The following is a 20,576-nucleotide window of genomic DNA, read 5'->3' on the forward strand; positions in this document are numbered from 1 at the left end:
CGCTTTCCAAGCAAAGCTTGAAAAGCTACACTGCTCTATGTACTGAAGCTTGCCTCTACGAGGTAGAATTAAATTTTAGATAGCATTGCAAGACTTGAAAAACTCCGCACTACAACGTACTACGAAGCTTTCCCTTACTTCATTAGAATATCAACCCACCCTCTTCTTTGAGTTGCTTTGTATTGGTTTTAGGAAATGGAGAGACATCTGTAAAGAACTCTGTTGTGCCATCTACTTTACGCGCATTGACACCTTCTGGCATTTTAAATTCACGTGTTGTTTCTGGATGCAATTCTACATACTTTGTCATAAAATGTTTAAAGGCTGGTGCCGCTGCACGTCCACCTGTTTCACCTTTTTTGAGTGGTGTATTGTTGTCATTTCCATACCATGTAATGACTTCGATATCAGGAGAAAAACCACAGAACCATACATCCACACTGCTATTGGTTGTACCTGTTTTACCAGCTATCTCAATGCCCGGAACTTGAGCATTTCGTCCTGTTCCTCTCTTAACAACCTCTTTCATCATATCAATCATTAAATAACTCTGTTTTGGAGAAGTAATGGTTTGAGTTTTTGCTTCATACACTTTTTCAACACCTTGGCGATTGATTACTTTTTTTACCAATAGAGGATCTGTTCTTACACCATAATTTGGGAACATAGAGTAAAAGCTACTGTACTCAAGTGGTGAAACACCAAAACTTCCAAGCGCTATAGAAAGATCCATCGTCAGACTTTTAAATCCATCTTTTTTAAGCTCTTTATAGACAGTATCGAGCCCTAGGAGTGATAAAAGGTTGATGGTGGCAAGGTTACGTGAATGCACTAGTGCTTCTTTGAGTGTAATCAAACCTTCAAAGTCATTTTCATAGTTTTTTGGTGTCCATGTCTCATCCGTTTCACTATTGACATATGTTCGTGAGATATCTGGAATTTCTGAGAGTGGCGAATACCCCCAATCTAAAGCTTTTTGATACAAGAAAGGTTTAAAACTCGAACCTGGTTGGCGTTTACTTTGCGTTGCTCTATTAAAACTACTTTTTGCATAATCCACACCGCCGACAAGGGCTAAAACATTGCCAGTGCCATTCTCCATAACGACCATCGCACCATTGAGTTCACTGCTATTGACATCTTTTCCAAGACGAGATACCATACCTTTATATCCGACATTGAGTGATTCATGCGCTAACTGTTGGAGCTTAAGGTCGATACTAAGATAAATTTTATATCCACCTTTTTTGATGTCTTCATATTCTGCCCCTAAGCTCTTAATGGCTTCATCCACAACATACGGTGCTTTATTGCGTGTTAGTGTCTCATCATACACCATAGGATGTTCTAGTGTTGCTTTTGTGTATTCTGCTTCACTTATCCAACCCAGTGTATAAAGACGATTGACAACTTGATTTGCTCTGCTTAAAGAAAGATCCATATGACGTGTTGGGTCATACGAGCTTGGCGCTTTTGGAAGACCTACAAGCATTGCAATTTCTTTAATGGTTAACGCATCCAATGTTTTGTTGAAATACCCTTGTGCTGCAGTTTTAATACCATAATACCCATGCCCAAAATAGACATGGTTGAAATAACGCTCTAAAATCTGCTCTTTAGTTAAAGATGACTCTACCGTATACGCTAAAATCGCTTCATTGAGTTTACGAGTTAATGTTTTTTGACGCGTTAAAACGGTATTTTTGATCAACTGTTGAGTGATAGTACTTGCACCTTCAACCATTTTCATCGCATGAATATCTTTAATAAGTGCTCTAAAAATAGCTTCAATGTTAATTCCATTGTGCTCGAAAAATGAAGTATCTTCAGTTGCGATTAATGCTTCGATAACACGCGCAGGAATATCTTTAAAATCAACATACAATCTGTTTTCATCATCAAAAAGATTGGCAACCAATTCACCATTTCTATCGTAAATTTGTGTAGTTAATTTGGGTGTATAATCAATAATTTTATAAGCATCAAAACGAATTTGCGCGTACAAAAAGATAATTGCCATCAATACTGCAAAACCGAGCATTGTTAAAATAGTCATAATATATTTCACGTTCTAAAACTCCTTTGTCTAAATCCAGACTCCAAAAGCTGTTTTGTATATGCTTCTTTTGGGTCATTTAAAATTGTTTTGGTTAAACCAGCTTCAATGATTTTACCACTTTTAATAATGCCTACATCTTCGCATAAATGCTCGATGGTTCCAATATCGTGTGTTACAAATAAAAGATCAAATCCACACTCTTTTTGTAATGTGTTAATTAAATCCAGTACCGTTGTTTTACTCTCTTCATCCAGCGCTGTTGTAGGCTCATCCAATAACAACAAACGTGGCTCAATCGACAATGCCATCGCTATGATAAGACGCTGTAATTGTCCACCGCTTAGCTCAGAAGGAAAGCGGTCTAAAAAATCAATCTCTAAGTCCACCATACGCAAGTACTTTTGTGCTTGCTCTCGTGACGCCATAAATTGTTTTTCTATTTTAGTAAGTGGCGAGAGTGCTGTAAACGGATTTTGTGGTACAAATGCAATGCTTTGCCCTCGTTTTAGAGCATAAGAAGCATCATACTCTAACAATGAATAGAGTTCTTGAGGCAACATTCCCAACAATGCTTTCAGTGTTAAACTTTTACCACTTCCACTTTCACCAATAAGCGCAAACGACTTCTCAAAAGAAAAAGCAACATCAACCAATGTTTTCTCTTTACTTTTAATCAGAAGTTGTTTACACGTAAAACTCAAAAGTTCTCCTTTTGAATCAGATGGCATAATGTTTCTAACGCTTCTGTGCTCTCACCTAACCTTGGGATAAGCCTCAAAATAGGCTTTGGAACTGTCGGTGGACGAATAGCCCCTACTAAAAATCCCTCATCAATTAAGTGCTGCTGAACACTCAAAGCATTAGAGTCTTCTTTTAAAGGATAAGAACAAATCAACCCTTCAATGTTCATTCCCAAGCTCTTTTGTACAATAGCTTGTCGTGCTTTGATCTCTGCTTTTAGTTTTTCTCTATATTTTAAAATAAAGAGTAATCCCTGATAGCCTAAAGCGATATCAAAGAGCGAAGGGGCTGTGGTATAAATAATCGCTTTTGCACGATTTTGTAAAAACTCCGCAATGTGATGAGAGCATAAAATATACGCACCATAACTGCCTAATGCTTTACCGAGTGTTCCCATTTTGATGTGATTATCTTTAGGCGTAATACCAAAAAGATCAAACACGCCTCTGAGATTTTCTCCTAAAATACCTACACTGTGCGCTTCATCAACAATCAAAAGAGCATTGTAACGATCAGCCACATCAAAAATTTCTCTATTTAAAAGGTCCCCACTCATGGAGTAAATGCCCTCAACCGCAATAATGATACGATTGTGTTTATGGGTATTGATGAGGCTTTCTAAATGGTTGGTATCGTTGTGTGCAAATGTCAACACTTCAGCATCCACCGTTTTAGAAGCCACCATACCGCTAGCATGGTACTCTTCATCTAAAATGAGCAGGTCTTTTTTTCGAGGCAAGGCTTCAATGAGTGAAAAATTGGCTAAAAAGCCACTACCACACACTAGGGCTGCTTCAAAGCCATTGTGGCGGATTAGAAAATCTTCAAATTCTTGATGAATAGGATGATAACCATTGACTAAAATAGACGCTTTAGGAGCATGGGTTTTATACAGTGATACTTGCGCAACAGAGCGCTCAAAAAGAGCCTGATTTTGGGCAAACCCTAGATAATCGTTTGAGCTAAAATCCGCTAAATCATCACTATAAAGCTTACGGCTTCGGTAACGATTTGATTTTGTGATGGCTTGAAGTTCGTTTTTATACATGAATCGTTACGTTAAGAAAGGTAGAAGTTTCTCAACACTCAGCCCCATAGCAGTACTTTCTAAGCCACGCACTTCTTTGATATAAGATTTACAAAATCCCTCTACCATACATGCTCCTGCTTTTCCTCGCCACTCATCGCTTTGTAAATACGCATCAAGCAATTGTTCATCAAAAGGTAAGAAGAGATAATCCGTACTTGAAAGATCAATCAACTCGCAGGTTTTTGATTTGTAAATCATACATGTCAGAATACTCACTGTGTTGCCACTTTGTGCTTTTAAAATGCGCTTTGCATCCTCTTTGTCTTTGGCTTTACGCAAAATCTCTCCGTTAGCTGTTACTACGGTGTCTGCGCACAAAACAGGCATTTCCAAATCATAGGTTTCAAGGTAACTTTGCATCTTACCCTTGGTCGCATGATAGACAAAATGTGCTGGGTCATTGATGCGAAGGCTCTCTTCATCAAATCCTGCATCTCTTTGAATAAAAGGAACACCAAAGCGTGTCAAAAGTTCCGCTCTTGTAATAGAAGAAGAACCTAAAACAATCGTTTGCATTTTAGAAACCTCGTAAAATAACGCCAAAATAGACCGAGATAATGGCTAAAAGCAGATTGAGTGGAATGAGATATTTGACCATTAAGATCACATTCTCTTCCACTTCAATGTAATTTTCTTCGGCTAAACCTTTTTTGGCTTTTAGGTATTTGAAATACATATAAATAAAGTTAAACGTTATAAACGACCAAAGAGCCTCTTTCGTATGTACCATGACATACGTGGTCGGATTTCCCGCTTTAAACCCAAGTCCGATGTGCATAAATACTGATGTTATAACAATAATCAACAATACTGGTACTAAAAAAAGAATGTAACGGCGCATCATATTGATACAACTGCTGTATTTGATCTTTTCATCAGGAACATCTTCTTCAACAGGCTGAATCACAAAACGCATCACAAACATGCTACCAATTAGCAATGCGGAACTGATGACATGTAAAAAAACAATGATTCTGCTAAAGTCTCCAAATATCTCAATGAAAAAATCTCTCATTTAAAAACCTTACAAAACAGATTTAGCGTACGCAAGGGCCGCTGATTTTGCTTCTTCGATTTTAGAGGCATCTTTGCCTCCTGCTTGTGCGAAGTCATCACGACCACCACCGCCACCACCAACGATTGGAGCGATCTCTTTGATCCATGCTCCTGCTTTAATGCCAGCATTTTTAACACCTGCTGCGATCATTACTTTGTCATCTTTGACTTGAAGCAACAACACTGCAACAGAATTTTTCTCATTTTTAAGATCATCGATGCGTGCTTTAATATCTCCAGCACCTAGTACATCAACAATGACTTCAACACCGTTAATGTTTAAAGACTCAACAGATTTTCCAGCATGAGCGTTCAAGGATTCAACTTCAGTTTTAAGCGTTTTAATCTCTTCTTTTAAACGGTTGATACCAATCAGTGGTTCTTTATGTTTAACACTCTCTTTAATCGCTTCCAGTTCAGCTCTTAAATTTTGAGCGTAAGAAAGTGCAGCACTACCACAGATTGCCTCAATACGTCTAACACCTGCACTCACACCGCTCTCTTTTAAGATAAAAAAGCTTCCGATGTTGGCTGTATTGCTGACGTGTGTTCCACCACATAGCTCAATGCTTGCATCGCCAAAGCTTACAACACGTACTTCAGAGCCATATTTTTCACCAAACAGTGCCATAGCGCCACTGTTTTTAGCCTCATCTACATTCATAAGTTTTGTCTGACCTTCAACACCACTGGCAATGACACTGTTCACAAATGCTTCAATTTTTGTAATTTCTTCATTGCTCAGTGCTTTAGGATGCGAGAAGTCAAAACGAAGTCTATCTTTTTCTACTAAGCTACCTGCTTGAGAAACGTGTTCACCGAGCACTTTACGAAGTGCACTGTGAAGAAGGTGTGTAGCACTGTGATGTTTTTCGATTTCAAGGCGAGAGAGATCAACAACAAGACTTACCTCATCACCCACGTGTAAAGGTTTCTCGAGTTCTACAAGTGAAAGATTGAGGTCGAAGAATTTCTTTGTATCAAGTACTTTACCGTAACCTTCGATAACGCCTTCATCACCACTTTGACCACCACTCATTGCATAGAATGGTGTTTGTGCAAACATCACCCAACCATTTTCTTCAAGGCTCTGAACCTCTTTAAAATTCTCATCTAAAAGTGCTAATACTTTTGTTGTTGCATTTTTTTGAGTGTAACCCACAAAAGTGTTAAGACCAAATTTCTCTAAAAGTGGTTTAAACTCACCTTGAGTTGCTTTGTCTCCACTGCCTTTCCATGAAGCTTTTGAACGTGCTTTTTGCTCCGCCATCAAGCTCTCGAACTCTGCTTCATTGACACTTAAACCTTTTTCACGAAGCATATCAGCGGTCAAATCAAGAGGGAAACCATAGGTATCGTAGAGTTTAAATGCGACTTCGCCACTAAACATCTCTTTGGTATTTGGCAACTCTTTTTCAAACAACTCTAAACCTGAAGCAATGGTTGTAAAGAAACTCTCTTCTTCATTTTTAATTTGTTCAGCAATAACCTCTTTTTTTGCAACAAGGTAAGGGTACTGTTTGCCCATAAGTTCACACAAGGTATCAAGAAGTTGATACATAAATGGAGCACGAAGCCCTAAAAGATACCCATGGCGAACAGCACGGCGAAGAATACGTCTAAGTACATATCCACGTCCTACACGACCAAAGGTTGTACCTTGTGCAACAAGGAAAGAAACCGCACGGATGTGGTCTGCAATAACACGGTAACTTGCACCTGTTTTATACGCATATGGCTTACCGCAAAGCTCTGCTACTTTGTTAAGAAGTGGCATAAATAATGATGAGTCATAATTGCTAAAGACACCTTCTTTGACAGCAGTAACACGCTCTAAGCCCATACCAGTGTCGATAGAAGGTTTTGGAAGTTTATGTAAGACGCCTGCTTTATCTCTTTCATATTGCATGAAAACAAGATTCCAGATCTCTAAGAATCTATCGCCATCTCCGCCCATATAGTCTTCTGGAGTATTAAAATTCTCAGCCCCTTGATCGATGAAGATTTCACTACATGGACCACATGGACCAGTATCGCCCATTTGCCAGAAGTTGTCTTTATCGCCAAAACGCATAATACGACTAGCATCGATATGTTTTTTCCAAATCGCTTCTGCTTCATCATCGCTCTCATGAACCGTTACCCAGAGTTTTTCTTTCGGAAGCTTTAACACTCCTGTAACAAATTCCCATGCATGTGAGATGGCATCTTCTTTGAAGTAATCACCAAAAGAGAAGTTTCCAAGCATTTCAAAAAAAGTATGATGACGTGCAGTGTAGCCTACGTTATCCAAGTCATTGTGTTTACCACCTGCTCTGATACATGTTTGACACGTTGTCGCACGTGGAGGGTTTGGACGAGGTACTTCACCTGTAAAAACACTCTTAAAAGGAACCATGCCTGCATTGGTAAACAGAAGCGTCGCGTCATCTGGCACAAGCGGAGAACTCTCGATAATCTTGTGACCTTTTTGTTCAAAAAACTTTAAAAACTCGGCTCTAACATCCATACTTTCATCCTATTTTATTATCAAAAATTCATCTATTTTAACGAAAAAACCTAAAGGGTATTATTAAACACCCTAAATTCACTACGAAAGAGAGACTTACAACGAACACTTTTCACTTAAACGATACCCAACTGTCCACCAACCAAGAACGGCGATAATGGCACCTAAAAAGCCATTGAACGTTAAAAGGCAGAAAAGTCCCATAATGATGGCTAACATACCCAAAATATAGCTTCCAGAAAGAACACTAAAGATGGCAACAACAATGCCCGAAAGCCCTACATAATTAAGATAAATCACTTTTCCTAAAATTGTTCTAAACTGGCAAATCGCAAGCGATGGATCAGCTGCACATACCGCAACCCATGACTCTTTCACATACACACCCTCTTTGAGTAGTACAAATGCCAATGCGACAATAACCAGAATAAGCAATGTTTTAAAAATACCACACAGTTTGGAAGGAGACATCCACAACGTTGAGCCTAAAACAATGACCATAATGACCCAATTTAGAGCAAAGTCATTGCGAGCACTTTCATGCAATAAAACAGCTAAAGCGCTTACAAATAAGATCAGACCGCTCGTTTTTTCCATTAGTCCGTTCAGTTCTTGACGCTCCGTTGAAACATACACAACCGCATAAACGGTGGCAATAATACCTAATGTTCCTAGCTCAAAGTTTAGATACCTTCCATCAAAGGCTAACGAAAGCGCCATAACCAGCACGACACTAACACTTAGCAGATGCAATACATCTTCCCAAAATGTCTCTGTTTTTGGTGCACTTAGCGTTATAACATCCAAAAACCGTGCCATAGAACCTCGCATCTCTAACTCTTCTGTGATGAGAAATCGTACAAGTTTAAACCATAAAACAAACGCCACACTAAGGCATAAAATCGCCCATGCGTATTCAAGATTATTGCGTGAAACGATCCAGTAAGCATTGGCTTGCCATGTAAGCGCAACAGAGCCACCAAAGAGCGCAGCAAACCAATATGGCGCTTTTTTACATGAACATGTAGGAATACCCCACAGCCAAATAAGTCCTACAAGACTCAGTGCAAAACTAGAGATGAAGAGCCAAAGCGCATTAGGGAAATTCGAGACAAAACCATGTAAGATGTGTTTATCAGCTCTATCGGCATCAAATAATCCCCAGAAACCACCCACTGCACCTTCACTCATGCGTTTCCACGGCTGGTCAAACGCTTCGATAAAGTTGTATTTCCAACCGCCCTCTTCTGCCATTTTGACGAAACCACGTGTGAAAATGGCTTGATTGACTGCACTTGGGTAAGAGCCTTCTCTCATACGCCCTTCACTAGGCCATCCTGTCTCCCCAATGACGATCTCTTTATCGGGAATTTTTTTAATCATCTCATCGCGAATATTTTTAACATGCAATAACGCTTTATCCACACTGATAGGTTTGTCTTCCCAGTACGGTAAGATATGTATGGTCACACGATCCACAGAAGGCGCAACCTCGGGGTGTTTGTTCCAAAACTCCCATACATCGGCATACGTTACAACCATATCAGGCAGAGCACGTTTCACCTCTTCGATGTAACCGACCAACTGCGCCGCACTCACATCACGGCGTAACAACGCTTCATTTCCAACGACCACTGTTTCGATGATGTCTTTGTTCTCTTTGGCTAAAGCGATCATCGTATCGATCTCTTTTTTAGTGAGCTTTGCATCAGGGCTAACCCAAGCACCTAGCCACATTTTAAGCCCGTATTTTCGAGCAATTTCTGGTAGTTCTTCCAGCCCTACGCTAGAGTAAGAGCGAATACAACTGGTGATTTGAGAAAGTTTTGCTAAGTCTTTTTCCATCTGCTCACGTGAGGGACGAAAGCCTTTTGGAATATCCATAGGTGAATCATCTTTGCCAAATGGTGCATAAGAGAGACATTGCAATTTAACGTTTGGCTCTAGGGTAATAAGATCACTCGATGGTTTTGCCATCAAAAACCAAAAAAGTCCTAAAGAGATAAACATGACACTGTAAAAAAGAATCATTTTAAACGTATGGTTCATGAAAGAAGACTCCATAATAAAATGACGCGATTATACAGAAATTGTCTTTAAGGGTTCACCTTATATATCATTTTAATTTATAAAGCTTCACGGAATGCTTCTTGTATAACACAGACTATCACACACAAAGGAAATACCATGTCCATTTTAGAGTTTATGAAAGAAAACGATCTTGCATGGCAGCCTTCATTTAGTGGAGAGCTCAGTCAAGGGCTTGTAGGCTACAGAGGCGCTTTGATCATCGAAGCGGGAAAACAACTCTCACCCGATAGAGTGCTACCACCCAAAATCCAAGCGCGTCAAGTGTTACTGGTTTCAAAAGAAAGCTCTGTTGCTTTTTTTTCATGTGAGCTTGATAGCATCGCTCATTTTGAGCCATTTTTTGAAAAATACAAAGCATTTTTCACCCCTGAAACCCTCGTTATTCTCTACGTGACAGACCTCGATAAAAACGGCACATTTTCGTATGAGGGCATAACCATCAATGCGTACTCTTTAGCAGAAAGTTCCGTATGGAATGAGCTTTTGGATTTATCGGGACTTGAAAAAGGCGAACTCAAGAAAATGGACAATGCCGAGAAAATCGAAGCACTGTATGACGCGCTTTTAAGCTCAGATTGCACGGCTAAAGCGATGAGTTATGAAGAAGTGCTTAGCTACAAAGGTAAAAGTTCTAAAAAAATCATGGGCGCAGTATAAATAGAGACTTTTTTTGATTTCATGCTACACTATTACATCTAGAACGAAGGAGTGAGCATGAAAATCAAAAAATTATGTGGGCTCAAAAAAGATGACATTGAAAAGCATGCAAAAAAAATTGTCAAAATTGTTTCAAAACCCAAGTTTATCTGTGAAAAATGTGCCAGAGTTTCTAAAGATGAAAAACATCTCTGCCACCCTTGTGCGCTTAAAAAGTTTTAACGCACCAACCGTACTGCTCCTCTATACTCTTTTGTATGTGCATCCACACTACCATCTATAAAATTTATCGTATAAAAAAGTGTGGGTAATACCTCATCACCCTCAAGATGAATGGAAGAACTTAGATAATTTGCACCTTCTCCTGTATCATAGAGCTTTCCAAACAATGCCATATTGATAACAGGTGTTTGACAACGTTTATCAACTAATGTTAAAAGCTCATCAATGCTAGGTATACGCCAACCTTTGCCTAGTGTGTTTGCCCGTTCTTCTGCCTCTTTACGCTTTATCAGTTCTATTTCACCGACACAGCCTTTGCCTTTGTGCCACTCTTGCCCCAGAGAACATCGACGCCAGATTAAGCCACTTTTTTTATCCACTACTTCGTCTTCTTTTGCGATCAATGCGGCAGTTTTAAATGAACACTCTGCCATTAAACTCAAAGTTGCTAAAAAGAAAAAGAGCGATACTTTCATGGATAAACCATTTTTTTACTCACACCGCCATCGACAACAAAATCACTGCCTGTAATAAAACCATTTTCATCTTCTAAGAGAAACTCCACAACCTTAGCAATATCATGAGGTTTTCCAACTCTTCCACTGGCATGCCATGCCTTTTCTTCTACCGTTGCTACATAACTCTCATCGGTATTGATCCAACCAGGGCTGATGGAATTAACACTCACCGAGCCTGAAAGAGAGATGGAGAGCGCATGAGTCAGCGCCACCATGCCCCCTTTTGATGCCGAGTAAGGCTCAGTTCCTGCTTCAGACATATATGCCCTTGTAGAAGCTATATTGATGATGTGTCCATGATGCAAAAGTGGAGACAATGCTTGGGCGAGAACATAAGGAGCTGTTAGATTCACCGCGATGATCTTTTCCCACTCTAGGATGCTCTGATTTTTCAAGGGTTTATGGATAAAAATACCTGCATTATTGACAAGACCATATAAGCTCTCGCATCTATTTTTAACCTGAATAATGGTTTCTTGCAATTCTTGCATATTACTAAGATCGCATTGATAAAACGTATCACAAAATATGTGTTCTGGTAGCTCTTTATCAATACCTATAACACAGTACTTCTCTGATAATTTCGCCGCAATCGCTTTACCAATGCCATGTGCCACACCTGTTACTAAAACGGTCTTCATCTGTCACCTCCAAAATCCGTTATGAAACGATAGCACACCAACACTTTATCCTCGCAAAAGAATGTTTGGAGTAAAATATTGGCTATTTTTAACCCAAAGGTTCAACGATGCAAATCCCTTTTATCGACCTCAAATCGCAATATGAAGCTTATAAAGAAGAGATAAACAAAGAAGTTTTAGATGTTTTAAATTCAACCCAATTCATTATGGGTCCACAAGTCAGTAAACTTGAAGAAAATTTAGCGAAATATACAGGCGCAAAATACGCTTACGCATGTTCAAGTGGAACCGATGCACTTCTCATTGCACTTATGGCGATTGACATTCAACCAGACGATGAAATTATTACAACACCTTTTACATTTATTGCAACTGCTGAAACGATTGCACTTTTAAAAGCAAAACCTGTTTTTGTTGACATCGATGAAACAACGTATAACATTGATCCAAAACTCATTGAAGCAAAAATCACTTCAAAAACAAAAGCCATTATGCCAGTATCTCTGTATGGACAAGTTGCGGATATGGACGCAATTAACGCTATTGCAAAAAAACACAATTTAGTCGTTATCGAAGATGCATGCCAAAGCTTTGGTGCAGAATACAAAGGCAAAAAGTCATGTAACCTCAGCACCATAGGTTGTACCAGTTTCTTCCCATCAAAACCTCTTGGATGTTATGGTGATGGTGGTGCCGTTTTCTGTAACGATGATGAAATCGCAGCAAAAATGAAGTCTATTCTAAACCATGGACAAGGTAAACGTTACGAGCACAAATATATTGGCATCAACGGTAGACTTGACGCCATTCAAGCAGCCATTTTAAATGTCAAGATGAACCATTTTGATGCTGAAGTCAAAAAACGTGTTGAAGTGGGTGAGCGATACACCAAACTTTTAGCAGGTGCGGATGTCATCACACCAAAAATCATGGAAGATCGTAACTCTATGTACGCACAGTACTCTATTCGCGTTAAAAATCGTGAAAGCGTTATGCAAAAACTAAACGATGTAGGTGTTCCAACAGCGGTTCACTACCCTATTCCACTTCATTTGCAAGAAGCATTAAGCTATCTTGGTTATAAAAAAGGTGATTTTCCAATTAGCGAGCAAGTTGGAACTGAAATTATGAGTCTTCCAATGAGTCCATTTTTAACCACTGAACAACAAGATTTTGTTGTTAACGCACTTAAGGCATAAGTTATGGTAAAAGTAGCACTAATCGGTCTTGGATCTATGGGACAAAACCACTATAGAGTTTTGAAAAGTTTGCCAGAATTTGAACTTACAGCACTCTGTGACATTCAACAAACCAGAGAGTATGACGAGCCTTTTTATACAGATATTGATGAGATGTTAGAAAAAGCAGACGTTCAAGCCGTTGTCATCGTTGTTCCAACCTTTTTACACAAAAGCGTTGCACTCAAATGTTTAGCAAAAGGCAAAGATCTTTTTATTGAAAAACCCGTTGCTTCTAATTGCGAAGAAGCAAAAGAGATTTTAGAGGCTGCGAACAAAGCGAAAGCAAAAGTCTGTGTAGGCTACATCGAGCGTTTTAACCCAGTAGTAGAAGCATTGAAAAACGAGCTTGAAGGCAAAGAGATTTACAGTATTGGCATTACGCGTGTAGGACCATTCCCTCCACGTATTGCAGATGTTGGTATCTTAACAGACCTTTCTGTTCATGACATTGACCTTATTCGCTATATCACAGAGCATGAAATTGAAAAAGTGTCTATTTATAAATCTCAAAAAATTCATAACCACCATGAAGACAACGCTATTCTTTCGTTTCAACTCAGTGGGGAAATCGTTGCGAGCATTACCACCAACTGGTTAACACCGTTTCGTAAACGTACTATCGAAGTAGCGACTAAAGAAGGTTACTATGAAGCAGACTTGATGGCACAAGATTTAACAGAATATTCAGAGTACCAAAAAAATAACTCCTATGTTATCCGCAAAATCATGCTTAAAAAAGAAGAGCCTTTGATTCGCGAACATAAAGCATTTGCAGCATATATCGAAACAGGTGATCGTCATGGTTTAAGTACCATTGAAGACAGTATGATTACCCTTGACATTTCTTCTAGAAAGGCATAAATGAAACAAAAAGCGCTTGTACTCCTCAATATGGGAGGTCCTAACAACCTAGATGAAGTCAAGCTCTTTTTGTCCAATATGTTTAACGACAAAAATATCATCACTGTAAAAAGTTCTCTTCTAAGACGCTTTATTGCAGTGATGATCACCACTTCTCGTACTAAAAAAGCACAAGCAAATTATGCCAAACTTGGGGGGAAGTCACCTTTAGTGGGATATACTCAACAGTTGGTCGATAAACTCCAAAAAGTCATGCCAGACTACTATGTTTCATTTGCGATGCGCTATACACCTCCTTTTTGCGAGGGTGTCATTCGAGAACTTCAAGCAAAAGGAATTGATGAAGTTGTATTACTTCCACTCTATCCACACTATTCTACAACCACAACAAAATCTTCCGTAGAAGACTTTATGGATGTGGCAAAAGCATTGAGATACAAAGGAAACATACAGATTATTGAGCGTTTTTATGAAGATGAAGCCTATAACCGTCTTTTGGTTAAAAAGATCAAAGAAGCACTTGGAGAGAATGACCCATCAAGCATGGAACTTATTTTTTCTGCTCACTCGTTGCCTCAAAAGATTATCGCAAAAGGTGACCCATACCAAAAAGAGATTACATTACACGTAGGACTCATTGAGAACCTTTTGAAAGAAGAGAATCTTCATTTTAAAGCGATTCATCTTGCATATCAATCCAAATTGGGACCGGTAAAATGGCTAGAGCCTTCTTTGGAAGATACATTAAAATCCCTGTCCAATAAAAATGCCTTGATTGTACCTATCTCGTTTACAATTGATAATTCAGAAACAGAATTTGAACTGAGTCAAGAGTATGCTGAAGTTGCGCATCATTTAGGATTTGAACGCTATCTAGTTGCCAAATGCCCTAATGATGATGACGCTTTTGTGGAGTGTATTAAGTATTTAATTTCTTATTGAAGGTTGTTTTGAATTTCCGTAGAAGGCGTTAAATAACCATTTTCTACTAATTTTTCAACAACTTCTTTAAAAACAGGTACCGCACTTTGAGCAGCAAAATATGCTTGCTTTTTCTTTGCTTCACGAACAACAACACCTATGGTATATTTATTTTTCTTATCGTTAGCAAATCCAAAGAAAGAACCATTATAACTTCTCACATATTCACCATCTTCGGCAATATGCGCTGTACCAGTTTTTCCACCAATCTCAAGACCTTCCATTTTTGCTTTCGTTCCTGTTCCTTGCTGAACAACTTTAATCAAAATTTTTTGTATGCGTTTTGCAATTGCTGGTGTTATGACTTGAGGGTCTGGTATTTTTTCTGGGAAAAGTTCTTGTCCTGAAGGAGAAACTAATTTCTTAACCAATCGTGGGGTTAAAACACGCCCGTTATTATTAAAAACATTATAGGCTTTAATAAGTTGCATGAAAGTAGCATTCATACCATAGCCATATCCTACCGTCGCCTTATAAATTGGTGAATTAAAACGATTCAGTGCTGGAATAATACCTGGATGTTCAAAAGGAAGATCAACGCCCGTACGAACAGAAAAACCAAAATCTTTCAATCCTTGATAAAATTCAATTGCATCTAGTTTTTGAGCGATTTGAGCCGTACCAATATTACTTGAATAGACAATGATATCTTCAACAGTATATTTATCCGCTTTATGGTCGTCTTTGATGACTTTTGTTCCTAGTTTATAACTTCCGCCATACGCATTGACAATATCATAAGGATTAACTTTATTTGCTCTAAGCAATAATGCAAGTGTTATCGGTTTCATAACAGAGCCTGGTTCATAAATATATTCAATCGCTGATATATTTAAAGCACCATAATCTTTCTTTTCAATCAAATCGGGATTAAAACGATTACTTGATGCCAGTGTTACAAACTCGCCTGTTTCACTGTTCATAATACCCACCATAATCTCTTTTGCTTCAAGGTTTTTTTGATGTTTATCTAAAATATTTTCAATAATTTTTTGCATTTTTAGTGAAACCGTTAAATGAACATCGTATCCATCAAAACGGCGAGAAGAGATACTATTGCCATCTAAAATAATGGCATTAGAAATATCACGTGAGCCAATAACAAGAGAGTCTTGTACAGAAGAGAGTTTATCTTCATAAAATCGCTCAATTCCTTTAACACCTGTTGTTTTTGTAATGTTTTTTTGCTCTGTCTTTTTAACGTACCCTAAAATAGGCGTCACAGAATCAACAGAAGGGTAAAGTCTATCTTCTCCACTTTCGATAACACTGAGACCATGTAAAAAAGCCACACCCGTTTTGGGGTCTTCATAACTTTTAAATACACCTAATTTATAGAGTTTTCGTGAGAGTTCTTGCAGATATTTTGCACTTTTTGAATCAATGCGGTACGACAAAACAGTACTACCCGAATTTGACTTAAGTGTGGCAGCAACAGCTTTAGGGTCATCACCACTGTAAAGCGAATAGAGTTTTACAAAGAGGTCAAATTTTTTAGGGTCGATGTTACGTGTATCAACGAGTGCTTTGTAGAGTTTCTGGCTGGTAGCAATTTTAAAACCATCAGAGCTGATAATGTTTCCACGCAATGCATGGTTAACCTCGCTATGCTCTAATTTGGGTAATCTTCTATCAATGGTCGCCCAGTAGAAAAGCGTTCCAAGGAAGATAATAAATCCAATAAGAACAACAACAAATAAGAAAAGAATTTTGATTTTTTTGGCGTCAGATTGTTCCATGTAGGCAAAAAATTAAATCTGTGTCCTAGCAATCTCTTTATAAGCACTAAGCGCTTTATTACGAACCTCTAACATCATTTTCATGCTTGTTTCTGCTTTATTGATGGCAATAGCTGCTTGGTGTAAATCTTTGACTTCACCCGTTGCTAGGTCTGCCATTGCTTTATCACCTTTGACTTGAGAGTCATTAATTTCTTCAATAGAATCTTTTAAAATTTTTGAAAAATCGCCATTTGAAGCTTCAGATTTAGCAACAGTAGCATTGGATTTATTGGTTAATGATGAAATGGTATTAATTGTACTTGGCATTTACCTTATCCTTTTAAAATATCAATCGCACTTTGTGCTATAGATTTTGCACTTTGAAACGCCGAAACGTTCGCTTGGTAAGCACGAGTTGCTTCAACAAGGTTAGACATCTCAATGACAGGATTTACATTGGGATATGCTACATAACCCTCTTCGTTCGCATCAGGATGAGAAGGCTCATATTTGTATCTAAATTCACTCTCATCACGAACAACTTTATCGACAGCTACACTCATTATAGCAGGATTGGCATTTTCTTGCAAGAATGGGTCATCTAGTGGGTTTTCATAGCCTAGCATATTTGAATTGCCTGCAATTTTTTCATTTAAGGTTTTATTGAAATCAATCGCTTTGAACACAACATCTTTACGTTGGTACGGTCCACCTTCACTTGTACGTGTAGTGTTTGCATTAGCAATATTGGAGCTAATAACGTCCATTCTAAAACGTTGAGCTGAAAGCCCATAACTGCTGATATCAAAACTGCTTAAATATGCCATTGTTTTTCCTTACACTTTTGACGAATATTCGATAACGCTTTTGAAAATAAGGCCATTTTTTTGCAAACCTGATGTTAAAGCGTTAAACATCATCGCATTTTTTCCAAGTTCAGATGTCTCAACATCTAAATCGACTGTATTGCCATCATTTCGAGACATTTGACCGTCTCTAAGATAAATAGTTGACTTTGAACTATCAAAATCTGTTGCTCCATTTAGATGTGCGCTATTTGTTTGCGCCATCTCAAGTTTGTTTGAAGCACTGTTTTCACCATAAATCTCTTTTTTCTTTTCTATGAGAGCCGTTTCAAAATCAATATCACGTGCTTTATAAAAAGGTGTATCAATATTTGCAATATTGCTTGATACAAGGTCTTGTCTTAATGCTCTTGCATTTAGACCTGCTTCTAAAAGTTCATTTGATTTAGAGGTCACAAAACCCATTTTTTTCCTTTCTTCACGAGATATTTTATACAAGCAAATTGTATTCCGTTTTTGCTCATAATATGATTTAATCTATTTTAGTGTAAAATGAGATAAATTCTAACTATACAATAAGAAACCATGGAAACAGATAAAATACTTTTTTCACTTAGCACATTTGCCATCTTTGTTGGCATTGTTTTTTCATTGTCATTGCCGGTGTTTACAACACTCTTCTTTGACTATTCTGAATACCATTTTTTTGTTCGACAATTTGCAGTAGGTATGATTAGTGTTACCATCATGTGGGCACTATCGCAAGTTGATCCGGATAAATTTTTGATTCACATTGGATTTACCATTTTCCTAAGCTGTCTTTTACTGATGGGAGTTATGCACTATCTTCCAGAGTCATTAGTTACTTCTGCAGGTGGTGCAAAACGATGGATCAGGCTTCCTGGCTTTTCACTTGCACCTGTTGAATTTTTTAAGATTGGTTTTGTTTACTTTCTTGCATGGAGTTTTGCAAGAAAACTAAACAACAACAAAAAGACTCTCAAAGAAGAGATGAAACTGATTTTGCCTTATTTAGCTGTTTTTCTTTTGGTTATTTATCTTATCGCTGTTATGCAAAATGACCTTGGACAGGTAGTTGTCTTAGCACTCACCCTTGCGGTTATGGCATTTTTTGCTGGAACAAGCCTACAACTCTTTATGCTTGCCATCATGGGTTCTATTTTTGTTTTTTTAGTCGCTATTTTTAGTTCTACACACCGTATTATTAGGATCAAAACATGGTGGGCAACCATCCAAAATATGGTTCTCTCCCTCTTTCCTGAAAAGATAGCAGCTGCTCTTAGGGTTGAAGATGCTCCAGAGCCTTATCAGATTTCACACTCACTCAATGCTATTAAGCATGGTGGGCTTTTTGGAGAAGGTATTGGAAACGGTATGTTCAAGCTAGGATACCTAAGTGAAGTACATACTGACTTCGCTCTTGCAGGTATTGCAGAGGAAGTTGGCGCATTAGGAGTGACACTTTTAACACTCATTATTATCACGATTATTTACCGTATCTTTAAAATTGCAAGTCGTAGTCAAAATAAAGTTTACTATCTTTTCTCTTTAGGTATTGGTCTTTTAATCGTTTTCTCATTCTTGATGAATGCTTATGGTATCACTTCCATTACTCCAATTAAAGGTATTTCCGTTCCATTTATCAGCTATGGCGGAAGCTCCATCTTAGCCCTTTCTGTTGGCATAGGAATGGTTTTAATGATCAGTAAAAAGGCAAAGCTATGATAGCCATTACAGGCGGTGGAACAGGAGGACATCTTGTTATTGCAAAAGCGATTAAAGAAGAGTTAAATAAACGTGGTATAAAGCCTATTTACATAGGTTCCACAGCAGGTCAAGATAAAGCATGGTTCGAAGGTGATGATGGGTTTGAGAAAACCTATTTTTTAGAGAGTCAAGGTGTCGTCAATAAAAAAGGCTTACGAAAAATCTTAGCACTCTACGACATTATGCGTTCTGCGTTTACGTGTAAAACGATTTTTAAAAAGCATCATATACGATATGTTTTCTCTGTTGGCGGATATTCTGCAGCACCTGCATCCTTTGGCGCTCTTCTTAGCGGTAAACCTCTTTATATTCATGAACAAAATGCCATCCAAGGAAAACTCAACTCACTGTTAAGACCTTTTTGTAAAGCTTTCTTTAGTTCCTACGATAAAGATGCTATTTTCACAAATTATCCTGTCAGTGAAGCTTTTTTTGACATCCGAAGAGAGCGTACAGATTTAAAAACAATCATCTTTCTAGGAGGTAGTCAAGGTGCCTCTTTTATTAATGCATTAGCCCAAAAATTAGCTCCTCTTTTACATAAAGAAGGCATCTTTATTATTCATCAAACAGGCAAAAAAGAGTTTGATGCAATGAAGGCATTTTATGCTGAGCACAATATTCCTGCGGATGTATTTGATTTTTCAAAAGAAATTCCTTCAAAATTAACCCTTGCAGACTTTGCAATTAGCCGTTCAGGGGCAAGTACCTTATGGGAACTATGTGCAGCAACAGTTCCTGCTCTTTTTATCCCTTTTCCTCATGCAGCAGCAAATCATCAATATTTCAATGCCAAGATGCTTGCTGATCAAAAATTAGCTCTTATTTGCTCTCAAAACAGCGCAATTGATCCTATTATGCTTTTAGATGACATCAAGCATGTTGATCTATCGTATGTTTCTAAAAATTTATCACATATGATTCAAAAAGATGGTGCTAAAGAGATTGTTGATATGATATTACACAATCAAACAAAGGAGAAATAATGTTAGAAAATCTTATTGTTCGTATTGCGACACGCGATGACGCGAAAGAGATTGCCGCTTTTAATGTACTCTTTGCAAAAGAGACTGTCAATAAAAATATTCCTCTTGCTCTGACAACAGAAGGTGTCCATCAGGTCTTCGCAAAATTTCATAATGGTTTTTATATTATTGCAACCGTAGAAGGAACTATTGTCGGACTCGCAATGATTACAAGAGAGTGGAGCGATTGGAGCAATGGCGCTTTTTATTGTATTCAAAGTATCTTTGTAACAGACCATGAACATGAGAAAGAGATTCATGATGCACTTTTAGATAAAGCAAAAGCTTTGGCAAAAGAACATTACGATGTATGTGGTATTAGACTTTACGTTCACAAAGACGATAAAGAAACACAAAAAGCGTATGAAGATTTAGGATTACAAAAAACAAAATATCGAGTGTTCGAAGAGTTATTTTAAACGAAGTGGTGCGCTCGAAGGGACTCGAACCCCTGACCGTTGGTACCGCAAACCAATGCTCTATCCATCTGAGCTACGAACGCACATTTCTCTTTGAGGTCGGTATTATATCTTACCTAATATAAAATAAGTATTAAAAAAAGAGCCAAA

Annotated in this window: 21 protein-coding genes and 1 tRNA gene; 8 read left to right on the forward strand and 14 right to left on the reverse strand. The window is 38.1% G+C overall.

Going from position 1 to position 20,576, the window contains the following annotated elements; all coding sequences use genetic code 11:
• Nucleotides 1-142: 142 nt before the first annotated feature.
• From UCH001_RS09230 to UCH001_RS09260, 7 genes are all read right to left on the reverse strand, one after another.
• The gene (locus tag UCH001_RS09230) at nucleotides 143-2,068 is read right to left on the reverse strand and encodes a penicillin-binding protein 1A (protein ID WP_067177185.1); all 1,926 of its coding nucleotides are present in this window, start codon (nucleotides 2,066-2,068) and stop codon (nucleotides 143-145) included.
• Nucleotides 2,065-2,760, reverse strand: coding sequence for an ATP-binding cassette domain-containing protein (locus tag UCH001_RS09235; RefSeq protein ID WP_231963924.1), 696 nt, complete (start codon nucleotides 2,758-2,760; stop codon nucleotides 2,065-2,067). The genes UCH001_RS09230 and UCH001_RS09235 overlap by 4 nt, the downstream gene beginning before the upstream one ends.
• Nucleotides 2,757-3,848: a pyridoxal phosphate-dependent aminotransferase family protein gene (locus UCH001_RS09240; RefSeq protein ID WP_067177189.1), complete on the reverse strand. Its 1,092-nt coding sequence runs from the start codon at nucleotides 3,846-3,848 to the stop codon at nucleotides 2,757-2,759. The genes UCH001_RS09235 and UCH001_RS09240 overlap by 4 nt, the downstream gene beginning before the upstream one ends.
• A gap of 6 nt (nucleotides 3,849-3,854) precedes the next feature.
• The gene (gene maf / locus UCH001_RS09245; protein WP_067177191.1) at nucleotides 3,855-4,406 is read right to left on the reverse strand and encodes a septum formation inhibitor Maf; all 552 of its coding nucleotides are present in this window, start codon (nucleotides 4,404-4,406) and stop codon (nucleotides 3,855-3,857) included.
• Between the two features lies 1 nt (nucleotide 4,407).
• Entirely contained in the window at nucleotides 4,408-4,905 is a 498-nt protein-coding gene (locus UCH001_RS09250) for a hypothetical protein (RefSeq protein ID WP_067177192.1), read from the reverse strand.
• Nucleotides 4,906-4,914: 9 nt separating this feature from the next.
• Nucleotides 4,915-7,455, reverse strand: coding sequence for an alanine--tRNA ligase (gene alaS / locus UCH001_RS09255; RefSeq protein WP_067177194.1), 2,541 nt, complete (start codon nucleotides 7,453-7,455; stop codon nucleotides 4,915-4,917).
• 96 nt (nucleotides 7,456-7,551) lie between these two features.
• Nucleotides 7,552-9,504, reverse strand: a complete 1,953-nt coding sequence (locus UCH001_RS09260) for an exo-beta-1,3-glucanase (protein WP_067177195.1) — start codon at nucleotides 9,502-9,504, stop codon at nucleotides 7,552-7,554.
• Nucleotides 9,505-9,642: 138 nt separating this feature from the next.
• Between UCH001_RS09260 and UCH001_RS09265 the strand changes: the two genes are divergently transcribed.
• Both UCH001_RS09265 and UCH001_RS13280 read left to right on the forward strand, forming a co-directional pair.
• Nucleotides 9,643-10,203 (forward strand): hypothetical protein, encoded by a 561-nt coding sequence (locus UCH001_RS09265; RefSeq protein ID WP_067177197.1) that lies wholly within the window; start codon nucleotides 9,643-9,645, stop codon nucleotides 10,201-10,203.
• Nucleotides 10,204-10,260: 57 nt separating this feature from the next.
• Nucleotides 10,261-10,425 (forward strand): hypothetical protein, encoded by a 165-nt coding sequence (locus tag UCH001_RS13280; RefSeq protein WP_173636820.1) that lies wholly within the window; start codon nucleotides 10,261-10,263, stop codon nucleotides 10,423-10,425.
• Here UCH001_RS13280 and UCH001_RS09270 read toward each other — a convergent pair.
• Together UCH001_RS09270 and UCH001_RS09275 are read right to left on the reverse strand one after the other, a co-directional pair.
• Nucleotides 10,422-10,901, reverse strand: a complete 480-nt coding sequence (locus UCH001_RS09270) for a DUF1566 domain-containing protein (RefSeq protein WP_067177199.1) — start codon at nucleotides 10,899-10,901, stop codon at nucleotides 10,422-10,424. The two genes, UCH001_RS13280 and UCH001_RS09270, sit on opposite strands and share 4 nt — an antisense overlap.
• Entirely contained in the window at nucleotides 10,898-11,584 is a 687-nt protein-coding gene (locus UCH001_RS09275; protein WP_067177201.1) for an SDR family oxidoreductase, read from the reverse strand. The genes UCH001_RS09270 and UCH001_RS09275 overlap by 4 nt, the downstream gene beginning before the upstream one ends.
• Before the next feature lie 107 nt (nucleotides 11,585-11,691).
• On the opposite strand from UCH001_RS09275, the gene UCH001_RS09280 reads away from it, so the two are divergent.
• The 3 genes from UCH001_RS09280 to hemH are packed head-to-tail and all read left to right on the forward strand — an operon-like array spanning nucleotide 11,692 to nucleotide 14,628.
• On the forward strand, nucleotides 11,692-12,783 hold the full coding sequence (locus tag UCH001_RS09280; RefSeq protein WP_067177203.1) for a DegT/DnrJ/EryC1/StrS aminotransferase family protein: 1,092 nt from the start codon (nucleotides 11,692-11,694) through the stop codon (nucleotides 12,781-12,783).
• A gap of 3 nt (nucleotides 12,784-12,786) precedes the next feature.
• A complete protein-coding gene (locus tag UCH001_RS09285; RefSeq protein ID WP_067177205.1) occupies nucleotides 12,787-13,686 on the forward strand; it encodes a Gfo/Idh/MocA family protein in 900 nt (299 codons plus the stop codon).
• Nucleotides 13,687-14,628 (forward strand): ferrochelatase, encoded by a 942-nt coding sequence (hemH, locus tag UCH001_RS09290; protein ID WP_067177207.1) that lies wholly within the window; start codon nucleotides 13,687-13,689, stop codon nucleotides 14,626-14,628.
• Here the strand turns inward: hemH and UCH001_RS09295 are convergent.
• From UCH001_RS09295 to flgB, 4 genes are read right to left on the reverse strand one after another with little or no spacing between them, the layout of a single operon-like run.
• Complete coding sequence (locus tag UCH001_RS09295; RefSeq protein WP_067177209.1) at nucleotides 14,622-16,406, reverse strand: penicillin-binding protein 2; 1,785 nt, start codon at nucleotides 16,404-16,406, stop codon at nucleotides 14,622-14,624. The two genes, hemH and UCH001_RS09295, sit on opposite strands and share 7 nt — an antisense overlap.
• Nucleotides 16,407-16,418: 12 nt before the next feature.
• On the reverse strand, nucleotides 16,419-16,715 hold the full coding sequence (gene fliE / locus UCH001_RS09300; protein WP_082705710.1) for a flagellar hook-basal body complex protein FliE: 297 nt from the start codon (nucleotides 16,713-16,715) through the stop codon (nucleotides 16,419-16,421).
• 5 nt (nucleotides 16,716-16,720) lie between these two features.
• On the reverse strand, nucleotides 16,721-17,215 hold the full coding sequence (gene flgC, locus UCH001_RS09305; protein WP_067177211.1) for a flagellar basal body rod protein FlgC: 495 nt from the start codon (nucleotides 17,213-17,215) through the stop codon (nucleotides 16,721-16,723).
• 9 nt (nucleotides 17,216-17,224) lie between these two features.
• Nucleotides 17,225-17,659, reverse strand: coding sequence for a flagellar basal body rod protein FlgB (gene flgB, locus UCH001_RS09310; protein ID WP_067177212.1), 435 nt, complete (start codon nucleotides 17,657-17,659; stop codon nucleotides 17,225-17,227).
• Nucleotides 17,660-17,779: 120 nt separating this feature from the next.
• On the opposite strand from flgB, the gene UCH001_RS09315 reads away from it, so the two are divergent.
• The 3 genes from UCH001_RS09315 to UCH001_RS09325 are packed head-to-tail and all read left to right on the forward strand — an operon-like array spanning nucleotide 17,780 to nucleotide 20,426.
• A complete protein-coding gene (locus tag UCH001_RS09315) occupies nucleotides 17,780-18,940 on the forward strand; it encodes an FtsW/RodA/SpoVE family cell cycle protein (protein WP_067177213.1) in 1,161 nt (386 codons plus the stop codon).
• On the forward strand, nucleotides 18,937-19,968 hold the full coding sequence (locus tag UCH001_RS09320; protein ID WP_067177215.1) for a UDP-N-acetylglucosamine--N-acetylmuramyl-(pentapeptide) pyrophosphoryl-undecaprenol N-acetylglucosamine transferase: 1,032 nt from the start codon (nucleotides 18,937-18,939) through the stop codon (nucleotides 19,966-19,968). Before UCH001_RS09315 ends, UCH001_RS09320 begins: the two co-directional genes overlap by 4 nt.
• A complete protein-coding gene (locus UCH001_RS09325; RefSeq protein ID WP_067177217.1) occupies nucleotides 19,968-20,426 on the forward strand; it encodes a GNAT family N-acetyltransferase in 459 nt (152 codons plus the stop codon). Before UCH001_RS09320 ends, UCH001_RS09325 begins: the two co-directional genes overlap by 1 nt.
• Nucleotides 20,427-20,432: 6 nt before the next feature.
• Here UCH001_RS09325 and UCH001_RS09330 read toward each other — a convergent pair.
• A tRNA-Arg gene (locus UCH001_RS09330) sits at nucleotides 20,433-20,509 on the reverse strand.
• Between the last annotated feature and the right edge of the window lie 67 nt (nucleotides 20,510-20,576).

The sequence above is a fragment of the Sulfurospirillum sp. UCH001 genome, from assembly GCF_001548035.1.
Lineage (GTDB): Bacteria > Campylobacterota > Campylobacteria > Campylobacterales > Sulfurospirillaceae > Sulfurospirillum.

Coding starts and splice junctions, on each gene's coding strand:
- UCH001_RS09265 (WP_067177197.1), top strand. CDS start 9,643: ATGTCCATTTTAGAGTTTATGAAAGAAAACGATCTTGCATGGCAGCCT.
- UCH001_RS09285 (WP_067177205.1), top strand. CDS start 12,787: ATGGTAAAAGTAGCACTAATCGGTCTTGGATCTATGGGACAAAACCAC.
- UCH001_RS09325 (WP_067177217.1), top strand. CDS start 19,968: ATGTTAGAAAATCTTATTGTTCGTATTGCGACACGCGATGACGCGAAA.
- hemH (WP_067177207.1), top strand. CDS start 13,687: ATGAAACAAAAAGCGCTTGTACTCCTCAATATGGGAGGTCCTAACAAC.
- UCH001_RS09295 (WP_067177209.1), bottom strand. CDS start 16,406: ATGGAACAATCTGACGCCAAAAAAATCAAAATTCTTTTCTTATTTGTT.
- UCH001_RS09275 (WP_067177201.1), bottom strand. CDS start 11,584: ATGAAGACCGTTTTAGTAACAGGTGTGGCACATGGCATTGGTAAAGCG.
- fliE (WP_082705710.1), bottom strand. CDS start 16,715: ATGCCAAGTACAATTAATACCATTTCATCATTAACCAATAAATCCAAT.
- UCH001_RS09250 (WP_067177192.1), bottom strand. CDS start 4,905: ATGAGAGATTTTTTCATTGAGATATTTGGAGACTTTAGCAGAATCATT.
- flgC (WP_067177211.1), bottom strand. CDS start 17,215: ATGGCATATTTAAGCAGTTTTGATATCAGCAGTTATGGGCTTTCAGCT.
- UCH001_RS09320 (WP_067177215.1), top strand. CDS start 18,937: ATGATAGCCATTACAGGCGGTGGAACAGGAGGACATCTTGTTATTGCA.
- UCH001_RS09260 (WP_067177195.1), bottom strand. CDS start 9,504: ATGAACCATACGTTTAAAATGATTCTTTTTTACAGTGTCATGTTTATC.
- alaS (WP_067177194.1), bottom strand. CDS start 7,455: ATGGATGTTAGAGCCGAGTTTTTAAAGTTTTTTGAACAAAAAGGTCAC.
- UCH001_RS09270 (WP_067177199.1), bottom strand. CDS start 10,901: ATGAAAGTATCGCTCTTTTTCTTTTTAGCAACTTTGAGTTTAATGGCA.
- UCH001_RS09240 (WP_067177189.1), bottom strand. CDS start 3,848: ATGTATAAAAACGAACTTCAAGCCATCACAAAATCAAATCGTTACCGA.
- flgB (WP_067177212.1), bottom strand. CDS start 17,659: ATGGGTTTTGTGACCTCTAAATCAAATGAACTTTTAGAAGCAGGTCTA.
- UCH001_RS09280 (WP_067177203.1), top strand. CDS start 11,692: ATGCAAATCCCTTTTATCGACCTCAAATCGCAATATGAAGCTTATAAA.
- UCH001_RS09315 (WP_067177213.1), top strand. CDS start 17,780: ATGGAAACAGATAAAATACTTTTTTCACTTAGCACATTTGCCATCTTT.
- UCH001_RS13280 (WP_173636820.1), top strand. CDS start 10,261: ATGAAAATCAAAAAATTATGTGGGCTCAAAAAAGATGACATTGAAAAG.
- maf (WP_067177191.1), bottom strand. CDS start 4,406: ATGCAAACGATTGTTTTAGGTTCTTCTTCTATTACAAGAGCGGAACTT.